10 protein-coding genes are annotated in these 12972 nt (G+C 51.7%); 3 read left to right on the plus strand and 7 right to left on the minus strand.

The window, feature by feature from the left end:
* Positions 1–29: 29 nt before the first annotated feature.
* From ACK5LI_RS03350 to ACK5LI_RS03360, 3 genes are read right to left on the minus strand one after another with little or no spacing between them, the layout of a single operon-like run.
* Positions 30–2642, minus strand: a complete 2613-nt coding sequence (locus ACK5LI_RS03350) for an HD domain-containing protein (RefSeq protein WP_416946222.1) — start codon at positions 2640–2642, stop codon at positions 30–32.
* A 32-nt stretch (positions 2643–2674) separates the two neighbouring features.
* Positions 2675–3013 (minus strand): P-II family nitrogen regulator, encoded by a 339-nt coding sequence (locus tag ACK5LI_RS03355; RefSeq protein ID WP_416946223.1) that lies wholly within the window; start codon positions 3011–3013, stop codon positions 2675–2677.
* A 15-nt stretch (positions 3014–3028) separates the two neighbouring features.
* On the minus strand, positions 3029–4234 hold the full coding sequence (locus ACK5LI_RS03360) for an ammonium transporter (protein WP_416946224.1): 1206 nt from the start codon (positions 4232–4234) through the stop codon (positions 3029–3031).
* 311 nt (positions 4235–4545) lie between these two features.
* On the opposite strand from ACK5LI_RS03360, the gene tpx reads away from it, so the two are divergent.
* The gene (tpx, locus tag ACK5LI_RS03365; RefSeq protein ID WP_416946225.1) at positions 4546–5061 is read left to right on the plus strand and encodes a thiol peroxidase; all 516 of its coding nucleotides are present in this window, start codon (positions 4546–4548) and stop codon (positions 5059–5061) included.
* A 174-nt stretch (positions 5062–5235) separates the two neighbouring features.
* Positions 5236–5688 carry a hypothetical protein gene (locus tag ACK5LI_RS03370; protein WP_416946226.1) on the plus strand — a complete coding sequence of 151 codons (453 nt, stop codon included), beginning with the start codon at positions 5236–5238 and terminating at the stop codon, positions 5686–5688.
* 190 nt (positions 5689–5878) lie between these two features.
* Here the strand turns inward: ACK5LI_RS03370 and ACK5LI_RS03375 are convergent, their stop codons facing one another.
* On the minus strand, positions 5879–6115 hold the full coding sequence (locus ACK5LI_RS03375) for a hypothetical protein (RefSeq protein WP_416946227.1): 237 nt from the start codon (positions 6113–6115) through the stop codon (positions 5879–5881).
* Positions 6116–6272: 157 nt separating this feature from the next.
* Between ACK5LI_RS03375 and ACK5LI_RS03380 the strand changes: the two genes are divergently transcribed.
* Positions 6273–8456, plus strand: a complete 2184-nt coding sequence (locus ACK5LI_RS03380; RefSeq protein WP_416946228.1) for a Tex family protein — start codon at positions 6273–6275, stop codon at positions 8454–8456.
* 338 nt (positions 8457–8794) lie between these two features.
* Here the strand turns inward: ACK5LI_RS03380 and ACK5LI_RS03385 are convergent, their stop codons facing one another.
* The 3 genes from ACK5LI_RS03385 to dnaA all read right to left on the minus strand — a co-directional run bounded on the left by ACK5LI_RS03385 (position 8795) and on the right by dnaA (position 12801).
* Complete coding sequence (locus ACK5LI_RS03385; protein WP_416946230.1) at positions 8795–10444, minus strand: AMP-binding protein; 1650 nt, start codon at positions 10442–10444, stop codon at positions 8795–8797.
* 153 nt (positions 10445–10597) lie between these two features.
* Positions 10598–11164, minus strand: a complete 567-nt coding sequence (locus ACK5LI_RS03390; protein ID WP_416946232.1) for a helix-turn-helix domain-containing protein — start codon at positions 11162–11164, stop codon at positions 10598–10600.
* Between the two features lie 251 nt (positions 11165–11415).
* Positions 11416–12801, minus strand: coding sequence for a chromosomal replication initiator protein DnaA (gene dnaA / locus ACK5LI_RS03395; RefSeq protein ID WP_416946235.1), 1386 nt, complete (start codon positions 12799–12801; stop codon positions 11416–11418).
* Between the last annotated feature and the right edge of the window lie 171 nt (positions 12802–12972).

Consider the following 12972-nt stretch of genomic DNA (forward strand, 5'->3'; position numbering starts at 1 on the left):
GCACCGTTTAGCTATCAGTGCATATACCGTTAAACAGCCAAAACGTGTTCCAACGCCCTTATTATTTCCTTGCGCTGTTCTTCATCCAATAATTTATTCCCGAACGTATCGCGAACAGAAAAAGAATCGTTCGTCTGCATTCCATGCGTAGCTATGCGTGCAAACTGGATATCAATATGCATGTTCTGCAGAGTACGGGCGATGTCGTAAAGCAGTACAGGCCTGTCCGGTGCCGCTACATCAATTACAGAGTAAAAGTCTGACAGCGAATTATCAATGCCCACCTGCACCGTGCCGCCCCCTGCGCGCTGTACAGGAGATAACGACCGGCTGCGCATTTCTTCCAGCCTGAAATCAAGGGACAACTTACCGGTAAGCGCAAAATGCACGGAACCCCGAACTTTCACCCAGAAGTCTTTTGCATACAGCGGATCAGGAGGCGGAGATACCCGAAACACGTCCAGCACCACACCGCCATTCCAGACAAAGGCATCTGCAGAGAATACATCAAGCCCGTGCAACGCTAATACACCGGTCAGCACAGAAAACAAACCGGGCTGGTCCTTCGCTGCAATGGCAAGCTCCCACACATCCCCCAAGTTTCTGGCTTCAAGCAGCACTACGCCGTTTGCACCGCGTTTTTCACCCAGACGTTGCCGTGCAGCTTCAATATCATGCTCAAGGCGTTGCATTAATGCGAAGTGCTCCAACACCTCCGCAGGATCGGTAGAAAGTATATAGCGTGAAGGCACCCGTTCAAGCCACTCCGCCCCTTGCTCATCAGTAAAAGGCAACGTACCGGCCTTTTCTGTCAGCAGCTTCTGAACAGCATCATACCGTTGCGCTATTCCAAAGACAGCTTCAGGCGACCCGAGCACACTATCCTGCAGCATATTAAGAATTTTATGATACAGTTCTTCCAGCAAACCGCTGACCCAGCCGTTCCATGCTCTGGGACCTGTCGCGCGGGCATCGGCAACAGCAAGCAGATACAGCAGGTCAAGGCGCTGAGTATCACCTATAATGCTGGCACTCCGCGCGATCACAGACTCATCCGCCAAATCGCGACGCAACGCGGTACGTGAAAGAAGCAGATGGTTGCGCACCAAAAATACAACATCATCAGCCTGCTTACCGGCAATCTCCCAACGGGATAAAATACCTTCCGCAAGCTTTGCTCCGGCCTCAGCATGGTCTGGCTTGCCAGTCTTGCCAAGATCATGCAGTAAAGCTGCCAGCATGACTGTGCAGCGCAACGACACATCCAGCTGACGCCATAACACTGAAGCCATGCCACCGGACGTTTCAGTCTGCTCAAGGCAACGCAAAGTAACAAGTGTATGCAGCCCGACAGGATAAGTATGAAAACCGTCAAACTGCACCCTGTCCCGCACTGTTGCATATTCCGGCAACATGGCACAAAGCAGCCCTGTATCGTCCAGACGTTCAAAAATATCCCACGCGTTACCGCAGACAAGCAGCTCGCAAAACGGCTTTCCCAGTTGCGGCAAAGCAGCCAGTTCGTCTGCCCGTTCCGTGGCAAGCTGCGCCAGCGAACGCCGCAACCGCCATGCACCCAGGGCCTTTTCAGGATGAATGGCTGTCTGTTTCATGAGGTTGAGCAGCGTCTGCGGCGATGCTTCCTGACAGGTCTGCCCGCTCTGCAGAACAACCGCTCCTTCCAGAGTAAGAGCCTCACGGCAGCAGACTGCAAGAGCCTTAATCTCACCCATACAGCGATGTAGATCGCCAAGAAACCGCTCTACAGCCAGCAAACCTCCCCCGTCGACATACCCCATGCTACGCGCAACATCCGGTTGCATTTCCAGAGGCAACAGATCACTGCGCCTGCCTGTCAAAACATGCAGCCTGCTGCGCACATCATGCAGATAATCCACATTTGCCCGTAATAGCGCGATATCTTCTTCAACAAAGCCCACTGCACGCAAAGAAGCTTCAAAAGGCTGCTGCAAGCCGAACTGCCTGCTCAACAACCAGCGTACCAGATGGTAATCACGCAGGCCCCCGAGCCCTTCCTTCAGGTTAGGCGCCAGCAGTAAAGCTCCGTCACCGTGAGCGGCAAGGCGGCGCTCATGCTCACTGTCCAGCCAGCTGACAAAATTTTTGCCACGCTTAGCCAGTACTTTTTCCTGCAGTTTATCCAGCAGATCAGTAAAAATTGCTTCTGAACCTGCAATAAAACGAGCGTCCAGCAATGAGGCCAGCACCTTATAATCTTTGGCTGCCAGTTTCAGACAGTCAGAAACAGTGCGAAACCCGTGGCCGAGCGTGTAGCCCGCATCCCATAACGGCAAAAAAAGCGGCTGCGCCAGATCAATGACCTGCGGAGGAATGGAGCGCTTGCAAAGAATCAGGATATCAATGTCAGAGCCGGGGCAAAGCTCCGAACGCCCGTAGCCACCTGTGGCGACAAGGGCAATTTTTCCGGAAGCCCCGCCCAGAGTATCCAGCATAGACGCAAAATACCGGTCCAGCAGACGGCTCAGTTCGCGCTCGTAGCGGGTTGCCCCAGCCACAGGAGCAACCTGCAGCAAAGGCTCAAGAGAAGCCCGTCCTGCCAGCAAAGATGCAGAAATTATTGCAGCTTCACTGGCAGTTCCGGCGTTTTTTTTAGAAGGCATCAAGGCTCCAGTTCCAGAGATGGCAAAAGGTATCAGACGGCACTATTACCTGTTTCTCCGGTTCGGATGCGGACCACGTCTTCCACAGGTATAATGAAAATTTTACCGTCACCGACCTTGCCGGTTCGGGCAGCCTTTGTCACAGCTTCGATGACAGTCTGTACCTGATCATCTTCCACCACGACTTCAATTTTGGCTTTAGGCATAAAGTCCACCTGATATTCCGCCCCGCGGTATACCTCTTTGTGCCCGCGCTGGCGGCCGAAGCCTTTTACCTCAGACACCGTCATGCCCTTGATATCCAAATCAGTAAGGCTTTCTTTCACCTCATCCAGCTTAAACGGCCTGACGATAATTTCGAGTTTTTTCATCGGATCAACCTGCCCTTAAATCTGATACGCGGTTTCGTTATGTTCGCTAACATCAAGTCCGGCAATTTCAGCTTCACCGGAAACGCGCAGTACCATAACCTTATCTATCGCCTTGAAAAGCAACCAGCTGGCAACATAACAAAACAGCCAGGTAGCCACAACAGACACAAATTGCACCCAAAGCTGATACACATTGCCATTCAGCAACCCGTCGACACCGCCTATGGCACTGTTTGCAAAGATACCGGTCGCCAGAGCCCCCCATGTGCCGCCCACGCCATGAATGCCAACAACATCAAGCGCATCATCATATCGCAGCTTATGCTTCAGAAACACACCGCCATAGCACAACATGCCTCCGATCAAGCCTATAACAACCGCGGAGCCCGGCGTAACAAAACCGGCGGCAGGTGTAATAGCCACAAGCCCTGCCACAGCACCGGATGCTGCACCAAGCGTGGTCGCTTTTCCGCCGTGCAGTCGTTCTACCAAAAGCCACCCGATTATACCGGCAGCTGCCGCCATATGCGTGGTGACAAAAGCATTGGCAGCTGCCCCGTCTGCAGCAAGAGCGCTACCGGCATTAAAGCCGAACCAGCCGAACCACAGAATACCGGCACCAAGTACTGTCGTAGGCAGATTATGAGGAATGAATGCTTCACGGCCATACCCCCGCCTGAAGCCGAGCACATTGGCGGCAGCAAGCGCAGCCGCAGCAGAACTCATATGCACGACAGCTCCGCCGGCGAAATCAAGCGCGCCGATTTCATCCATCCAGCCGCCGCCCCAAACCCAGTGGGCCATTGGCGCGTATACAACAATAAGCCACAGGGCAGAAAACACCGCCATCGCACTAAAGCGGATACGTTCCGCATATGCTCCTGAAATAAGAGCCGGTGTAATTACGGCAAACATGCATTGGAATGCCATGAAAAGCAGATGCGGCAAATTCTCAGCCGGACCGGCCTCCATACCCACATTATTAAGAAACAAGTAATCAAACCCGCCAATCAGTCCGCCATGATCGGTACCGAATGCCAGCGAGTATCCTGCGGCCCACCATACCAATGAAGCAATCCCCAGCATCACAACACTGTGCATCGTCGTGCTCAGCACGTTGCGTGAACGTACAAGCCCCCCGTAAAAAAGTGCCAGTCCGGGAGTCATAAACATGACTAAGGCCGAACAGATCAAAATGAATGCGGTATCCGCCGCGCTCATATTCTCCTCCTGCGGTTACAAATGGAAAACTGCGATCAGACGTTCCCGCAAGAAAAGCAAACCCTGAGCCAGAAGGTTTTTTCTTTGCTATTTTAATCAATTAAACTATCTCACAAATATTGTGCGTGTATCAAAATGAACTATTTTAACTTTTTTGTTATTTTATATTTCATATTTTTAACTTTTTTGTAATAATACAAATTATCATTTTCGAACCATTTTTTTATCGCTACGCCATTCACATAAGGCACATGCTGTGTTATCTAAATAATTCCTATTAATTGAATACTATCTCATTAAGGAGAATTCTTATGAACGAACGTACCGGAATCATCACCTTCAAGGGCAATGCTCTTACTCTGCAAGGCTCTGCTGTAGCCACAGGCGACAAAGCTCCCGATTTTACCGTGCTGACCAACGCCCTTTCGCCCAGAACTCTTGCCGATTACAGAGGCAAGGTACTGATCATCAGCTCAGTTCCCTCCCTTGATACTCCTGTCTGCGATGTAGAAACCCGTCGCTTTAATCAGGAAGCTGCCAATCTGGGTGACGACATCAAGGTTCTGACCATCAGCGCCGACTTGCCCTTTGCCCAAGCCCGCTGGTGCGGTTCTGCAGGCATTGAAGCGGTTGACACCTTGTCTGACCATAAAGACCTTTCCTTCGGCAGTGCTTACGGCGTTATCATCAAAGAACTGCGCCTGCTCAGCCGTGCCGTTTTCGTAGTAAACCGTGACGGCGTCATCACTTACGATCAGATTGTACCGGAAGTAACCAACGAGCCTGATTACGATGCGGCCATCGCCGCAGCCAAGGCTGCGCTGTAACAACACCTTACGGCACCTACCAACCTTTCGGGCGGCTAACAGGCCGCCCTTTTTTATTTAAAAGAAATATGACAAGCACAATATCTCCGCAAAAGACCGGTAGCCACACTTGCTCCGCGTAATGGACTACGCTACGTTGCAAAGCACATTGCATCAGCAAGCAAAGGAGTTCCTGTGACCACTGACGAGATAAAAAAGCATATTATTGATACGGTGCTGCACCGTTTAGACCGTGATAACTCATCCCGCCACGAGGCCCTTGAAGAATTCATGACCGTAGTTTTGCCCACTGTTGATGAACGTGCTGCAAAACAGGTATCCGGCCTTGTTCCCACGTTGCCGGACACAATTTATGAAAAATGGGCTACGATGTTTGCAGAAAGATTGCTTGAAACCGTCGAGCGGAGACAACTGGAGCTGCTCTGCGATGGTAGTGAAGACAACAACGCTACAGTGTGCCTTGTGTACCTGATGTTTATGGAATCAGAACGCATGGAAAAGCAGATTGCAGAAGACCTGCACGCTCTGGGGGTGCAGGAAGCAGCCACAGATGCAGTCGGGAACGTGCTTGGTGCTTACTTCAAAAACAAACTGGACCAACGGAAAGAAGATACAACTCTTCATTAGCAGGGCGAGCTTGTGCGCGCCTGTCATCTGCGCAGTCGTACCGCAGCGTAACAAGGGGACAGGTCAAACGCGCCGGCTTTTTTTAGCTCTGCTCAATTATCGCTTATTCGCTCCAGCTGCATCTAGAAATAAAAAAAGCGGGCCGCATTGCGCAGTCCGCTTTACTTTTATTTCTTCCATTTTTAGTTAACTACCGTTTTTCAACATGCAATCCATCTTCTTTTGCCGTTAAGTTATAACAGCATCCGGCACAGTCCAGTTGCCAGTCCATCCCATCGAACAGGCTTGTTCTGGCTGCCCATTCATCGTTTATGAATACGTCTTTTGCCCCGCCGTTTTCCTCGTACCGTACTTGCGTTTCTTCGCTTAATTGTACAAGTTCCGACTCTTTCAGGATTAACGGCAAATCTTTTTCTGTGTATAACATAGTTCGCCTCCTGCTTTAACGGTTTCGCGTGCGGCTATACAGCCTGCGCCAAATCAAATTATTTGATGCATCGACACACGTAAGCATACACTTACTTATTGAATAAACCGCCTCCGAATACAACAAAATTATGTTGAACTGACTGACAGGAAACACAATGCAACTTCACTCTACCGCACTGGCCAAAGAACTTGGCATTTCCCAAGCGCAGGCAAATGCCACCATCACTCTGCTGGATGAGGGGGCAACAGTCCCTTTTATCAGCCGTTACCGTAAAGAAGCCACAGGCGGACTGGATGAAACGGCCATTACGGCCATTCGCGAAGGGCTGACAAGGCTGCGTGCACTCGACAAACGTCGCGAAGCAATCGTCGCTTCACTTGAAGAGCGCGACCTTATGACGCCGGAGCTTGCCACGGCAATCAATGCCGCTGCCAATATGGTCGCGCTAGAAGATATTTACCTGCCGTATCGCCCCAAACGCCGCACCCGCGCTCAAATGGCCAGAGAGAAAGGTCTTGAACCACTGGCTGAACGTATAATGCAGCAAAGCGGGAATGACATCTCCGCAGAAGCGCAGACTTTTGTAAGCGACGGAGGCGCAGATAAAGACAAAGCGGTGGAAAACATCGAAGCGGCCCTTGCCGGAGCCCGTGACATCATTGCGGAGCGCATCAGCGAAGATGCTCCCACGCGCCAGACTTTACGGCTTTTTTTCCGCGATAAAAGCATCCTTCAAGCCAAAGTCTGCAAAGGTAAAGAGGAAGAAGGAGCAAAATTCCGGGACTGGTTCGAATGGTCAGAACCTGCTGTCAAAGCAGCCGGGCACCGCATTCTTGCTATCCTTCGCGGCGAGCGGGAAGGAGTACTGTCAGTAAAATTGCGCCCAGACGATGAACAAGGCGTAAGCATACTGAAAAAACGCTTTTTAAAACGAAACGTACCGCTGCACATCACAGGCACACCACAAACAGACAGTGGCAACGTAGTACTTGCAATCGAAGATGCCTGGAAGAGACTGCTGGTACCCAGTTTAGAAACAGAAGCTACAAATACCTATCGGGAACAGGCAGAGAAACAGGCCATAGGCGTTTTTGCATCCAACCTGCGCGACCTGCTGCTGGCCTCTCCTCTGGGGCAGCAACGCGTAATGGCAATGGACCCGGGCTTTCGCACAGGCGTAAAAACAGTCTGCCTGAGCGCTCAAGGCTCTTTGCTGCACAACGAGACAATCTACCCGCATACTGGCAGCGGCAAAGCGCAGGAGGCCGCCCGCATTGTGCGCGAGCTGGCTGAAAAATTTGATATTCAGGCCATTGCTATCGGCAACGGTACAGCCGGACGAGAAACAGAAACGTTCGTCAAAGGGCTGGGGCTCAGCAGCGATATAACCACTGTGATGGTGGATGAAGCCGGAGCATCCGTCTATTCCGCGTCAGACACTGCACGAAAAGAGTTTCCGGACTATGATATCACTGTCCGCGGAGCAGTTTCTATCGGGCGCAGACTTATGGACCCGCTCGCCGAACTGGTAAAAATCGATCCCAAGGCCATCGGCGTCGGGCAGTATCAGCATGACGTAAATCAGACGGAGTTGAAGCAGGCACTTGATGATACTGTTATGTCGTGCGTTAACCATGTTGGCGTGGAACTGAACACCGCAAGCGCAGAACTGCTTTCGTATGTATCCGGCCTCGGGCCTTCTCTTGCAGCCAATATTATAGCGTACAGGACACAGAATGGCCCCTTTGCAAGCAGAAAAGCGCTGCTGAAGGTTCCCAGACTAGGCCCGAAGGTTTTTGAGCAGGCAGCAGGCTTTTTGCGCATCGGCACCGCGCTGAAGGAAGGTAACCCTCTGGATGCAACGGCCGTACACCCTGAAAGTTACGTTGTGGTTGAAAAAATGGCTAAAGACGCAGGCTGTACAGTTGCCCAGCTGATAAACGACGCCTGTCTGCGCCAAAAAATATCGCTGGAAAAATACGTTTCAGATTCAATTGGCCTACCTACCCTGAAAGACATTATGGCAGAACTTGCCAAGCCCGGACGTGACCCGCGCCCAGCTTTTCAGCTTTTCCGCTATGCAGATGTCCACACGCTGGATGACCTATACGAAGGCATGGTGCTGCCCGGTATTGTTACCAACGTTACTGCCTTTGGAGCTTTTGTCGATCTGGGAGTCCATCAGGACGGTCTGGTACACATCAGCCAGCTGGCTGACAAGTTTATTAAAGACCCCGCAGAGGTGGTAAAGGTACGGCAGCAAGTACAGGTGTGGGTTCTGGAAGTTGACCATAAGCGCAAACGGATCAGCCTGAGCATGAAAGGAATGGGACAGTAGTGCAAAGGGCGGCACGGCAGCGTTGCCTGTTGTTGCCTTCCCTCTGATTCTGAACTGGCAGGATACCTATCAACGGGCTTCATCTCATCCGGCGCAGAGGCTGCCTCTTGTACAGAGCCCCGTAGTGCAGGGAGGTACTACAGAAACGTTGCCACCTGTATCGGCTGCCTTACTGGCGGAACAAGACCCGGTTCGTCACATAGAAACCAGCTGAAAGCATGAACGTTGCAAAACAACGCCACAGTCCCTTCACGCCTTTCACACATACCGCCTGAACAACATAAAACAGCCCCGCAAGCCAAACTTGCGGGGCTGTCTACTATCGATGCAAAATCAGACTATTCGCCTTTTTCGTCACGCTGACGAATTTCTGCACGTTTAATCTTACCACTGATTGTTTTGGGCAACTCTTCCACAAAATCAATGATACGAGGGTACTTATAGGGTGCCGTAACCTTCTTCACATAGTTTTGCAGTTCTTTCGCCAGTTCGTCGCTTGCCTCGTATCCGGGAGCAAGCACGATGGTAGCTTTTACAGCCTGGCCACGAAGCGGGTCTGGCACGCCGGTAACAGCGGCCTCTACCACCGCGGCATGAGCAACCAGAGCAGATTCAACTTCAAAGGGTCCGATGCGGTAGCCGGAGCTTTTGATCAGATCATCCACTCTGCCGAGGAACCACAGATAGCCGTCTTCGTCCATCCACGCCTTATCACCGGTATGGTAATAACCATCGAACATGACGGATGCGGTTTTCTCAGGCTCTTCAAGGTATCCCTTGAAAAGACCGACAGGAGCACCATCTGCAACACGAACACAAATTTCGCCTTCTTCACCGGCGGGACAGACCCTGCCGTGCTGGTCCATCAGCACTACATCCCACCCCGGAACGGGCTTGCCAATGGAGCCGGGCTTCGGCTGCATATTAGGTAACGTGGCAACCTGCAATGTGGTTTCAGTCTGACCGTAGCCTTCATAGATAGGCATACCGGTAGCAGCCTTCCAATCAGCATAGACGCTTTCATTCAGCAGTTCACCTGCGGTTGTGCAATGGCGCAGTGCCGACAGGTCATATTTGCCAAGATCTTCGCGAATCAGAAAACGATACACGGTGGGCGGGGCGCAGAAGGTTGTTATTTTATGATCGGCAATAACCTTGAGCAGTTCCGCAGGCTCAAACTTGCCCCGGAAGTCGTATACAAACACGGTAGCTCCGGCCATCCACTGCCCGTAAAACTTGCCCCACAACGCTTTGCCCCAGCCGGTATCGGCCAGAGTCAAATGCAGATCGCCGGGCTCAAGGTCGTGCCAGTAGGCACCGGTCATAAAGTGGCCCAGCGGGTAGGTGTGGTTATGCTCAACCATCTTGGGCATGCCGGTAGTGCCGGACGAAAAGAAAATCAGCAGCGGATCATCGCCACCCGCATACTCTGCTTCCGCAGGGCGGGGAAACGAAGAAGAAGCCTCTTCAACGATGCTATGAAAGTCTACCCAGCCTTCCGGCAGAGAATCCCCGCCGGACTGCACCAGCAGTTTAAGAGACTCAGTCTGGGGGCGGGCTTCTTCCACACGTGCTGTCAGCGAAGATTCCACAATCATACCGCGGATGTTTGCACGATTCACGCGAAAAACAATATCCTTAGGCATCAACTGGGCAGGCGAAGGTACGGGAACAGCACCAAGGCGATGCAAAGCCAACATGCTCACCCAGAATTCGATGCTGCGGTACAGCACCAGCATGACACGGTCGCCTTTTTCCAGCCCGCGCGCTTTCAAAGCGTTAGCCAGCTTATTGGACTCATCGCGTAGCCATGCAAAGGTAAAGTCGCGCCGAACTCCATGGTCATCTACATGCACCACGGCAACCTTGTCAGGATCTGCATCTGCCAGTGCATCCAAAACGTCGTAGGCAAAGTTGAACTTTTCAGGAACTTCCAGCGAAAAATCCCTGCAAAAATCTTCATAGCTGGCACAGACTATCTTCTTCATCACGTTATTTCCTTGTCTCGTAAAAGTTCTGGTTGTGACGGCCTGCAGTTGCAGGCAACCTAACAGCTACATGAGCCATCCGGCCTGTTTCCATTCGCAGCGGCATGTCCCGCACCGGACTTCATGACATTGTCTGTCCGGCTCGAATGGAAACTAGCTAATCACGTCCAGAAATACGGCGTCGTTACCGTCGAGAGCTCGTAATGCGTGCGGAATACGTGATTCAAAGTAAATGGAGTCACCAGGTTCCAACACGTTGCGCTTGGACTCAAGCCAGATTTCCAGCCTGCCCTCAAGCATATAAATAAATTCCTGCCCGCTGTGCTCGTTAAAGGACAGCTGGTGTTCTTCCTTCGGAGGAACGCGAACCATAAAAGGTTCCATACGGCGGCCCGTCATACGCGAAGCAAGGTTGCGATAATCGTAATCCTTGCGACGTTCGACAGACAGTCCCTCACCTTTGCGCACCAGAGTGAAGGCATGAAGGTGGGCATCTCCGCCAGACACAAGTGCAGTCAGGTCCACACCGCACACTCTGGCAACATCAGTCAGATAACTGACCGGAATTTCAACTTCTCCGCTTTCATAGCGCGCCACAGTCTCAGCTGAAACGCCTACTTTCTGCGCAAGTTCTTCCACCGAAAAACCAACAGCATCGCGAAGTCCGTGCAGCCGAGGAGCAATCTCCTTGTAAGGCTGCGAAGAAACATCACTACTCATTATTCCTCCACATTCAATCGATAGCGACAATTGCGCCAAGAGTGTCGCATCATTTACCAGAACGATTGCTCTAACTCAGTTCCATATTCAGGCGCAAGCCATTTGCCCTGTGAAATACCTGTATTTCTACAAAGAGTCATCTCCAAGCTCTTTGCTTAAATAAAAAGGCACGAATCGGTGCGATTCGTGCCTTATTGGTGCATGTTGCAAACAATCGGCGCCGCCATAAGCGGCATCGCCCCCGACAGGTGTCAGGGGGTAATAATTCGCCCGTTACGCTCCACAAGATTGACGGTGTTAATCACCTGACGACCAAGCGGGGTCTCTTTGCTCATCTCGCGTTCAATGTTGGCAATACCTTTGATGACCGTAGAATGCTTACGGTTAAAGCTCTTGCCGATTTCCTCCAGCGAAAGATCAGTATGCTTACGCGCAAGGAAAAATGCTGTATTACGGGCTATTACCAGTTCGCGACGGCGGCTTTTAGATTTAAGCTGTTCATTGGAAATATCAAAACCATGGCAGATCTGGCGAATAATGGAATCAAGATCAAGCACAGCCTCACGCGAAGCATAGTGACCGATGATTTCCCATGCCATATCCATGGTGATCTGCTGGTTCAGCAAACGAGCTTTGAGCAGCAGGTTGCGCAGGCAGCTTTCGATCTGGCGCACATCAGCACGGATGTTGTTTGCAAGCATATCAGCCACTTCTTCAGGCAGCTGGACATGGTGCATGCGCGCTTTTTCACGGAAAATCTGCTTGCGGGTTTCAAAGGTCGGCTTTTCAATTACCGCCAGAAGACCGGAGCAGAAGCGCGAAGCAAGCTGCGAATCCAGATCATTCAGATCTCTGGGAGCAAACGAACTGGAAAAAAGCACCTTGGCGCCACGGGATTGAAGAGCTTTTACGGTGGAAAGCACTTCATCCTGCATACGCTGTTTGCCCTGCAGGAAGTGAACGTCTTCCAGAAGGAGCACATCGACATCGCGGTAACGCGCTTTAAAGCGATCCACTTCTTTAGCTTTCAGCGCGCAGATAAGGCGCGTAGCAAACTCTTCTGCAGTCAAATATTCCACACGCGGCTGCGTGCGGTTACTGATGCCGCAAAGTTGCTGCCCCACGGCATGCAGAAGGTGCGTTTTACCAAGCCCGGGATCAGAGCTGAGAAACAACGTATCACTGCGGAAAGATTGCTGGCAGATATCCTGAGAAGCAGCAAAGGCCATATGGTTGCTGGGGCCCACAACAAAATCGTCGAAGCTGTGCTGCCAATTAATGGACTCTGCGGGACGTGCCGCATAAGCGAACGGAAGCCCCATCTGCTCAGACCCGCTAGCTTTAGCAACCGGCGTTCTGCGCTCGACAGGAACCTGAACAGGTTTGGGTGCGGTTTTAGGCTCTTCTGCAGAAACCACGGAAATAGAAGGCGCACTGCCCAAAACGGAAACAGCTGCCTTTTCGATCTCATTCATTAGCCTGTCGCGAACCCAGCTGGCAACGAAGGCGTTGGGCGCGACAAGTCGAAGAGAGTCACCAGCCTGCTCAACAGCAAGCGGCTTAATCCAGACCTTATACAGGCCCGGATTGAGATTGTCGCGGAGAGTATTTTGAATTTGCGCCCAAGCGTTTATCATGACGGGTTGTTTACGTTCTATCTAAAGTTGCTGCAACAATCGAAAACCGGATATCACCTGAACTCCGGCTCCGACTTTTCCCAAGACCGGAACTATCACAACGGGCTGTGATACAAAGTAAAAAGCGTAACGTGGCGAATACCGCAATTCCGGGCGAGCCATTGTCCCGCA

The sequence above is a fragment of the Oleidesulfovibrio sp. genome (genome assembly GCF_047973035.1).
In the GTDB taxonomy this organism is placed as follows: domain Bacteria; phylum Desulfobacterota; class Desulfovibrionia; order Desulfovibrionales; family Desulfovibrionaceae; genus Oleidesulfovibrio.

Coding starts and splice junctions, on each gene's coding strand:
- ACK5LI_RS03380 (WP_416946228.1), top strand. CDS start 6,273: ATGCAACTTCACTCTACCGCACTGGCCAAAGAACTTGGCATTTCCCAA.
- ACK5LI_RS03375 (WP_416946227.1), bottom strand. CDS start 6,115: ATGTTATACACAGAAAAAGATTTGCCGTTAATCCTGAAAGAGTCGGAA.
- ACK5LI_RS03350 (WP_416946222.1), bottom strand. CDS start 2,642: ATGCCTTCTAAAAAAAACGCCGGAACTGCCAGTGAAGCTGCAATAATT.
- ACK5LI_RS03355 (WP_416946223.1), bottom strand. CDS start 3,013: ATGAAAAAACTCGAAATTATCGTCAGGCCGTTTAAGCTGGATGAGGTG.
- tpx (WP_416946225.1), top strand. CDS start 4,546: ATGAACGAACGTACCGGAATCATCACCTTCAAGGGCAATGCTCTTACT.
- ACK5LI_RS03360 (WP_416946224.1), bottom strand. CDS start 4,234: ATGAGCGCGGCGGATACCGCATTCATTTTGATCTGTTCGGCCTTAGTC.
- ACK5LI_RS03385 (WP_416946230.1), bottom strand. CDS start 10,444: ATGAAGAAGATAGTCTGTGCCAGCTATGAAGATTTTTGCAGGGATTTT.
- ACK5LI_RS03390 (WP_416946232.1), bottom strand. CDS start 11,164: ATGAGTAGTGATGTTTCTTCGCAGCCTTACAAGGAGATTGCTCCTCGG.
- dnaA (WP_416946235.1), bottom strand. CDS start 12,801: ATGATAAACGCTTGGGCGCAAATTCAAAATACTCTCCGCGACAATCTC.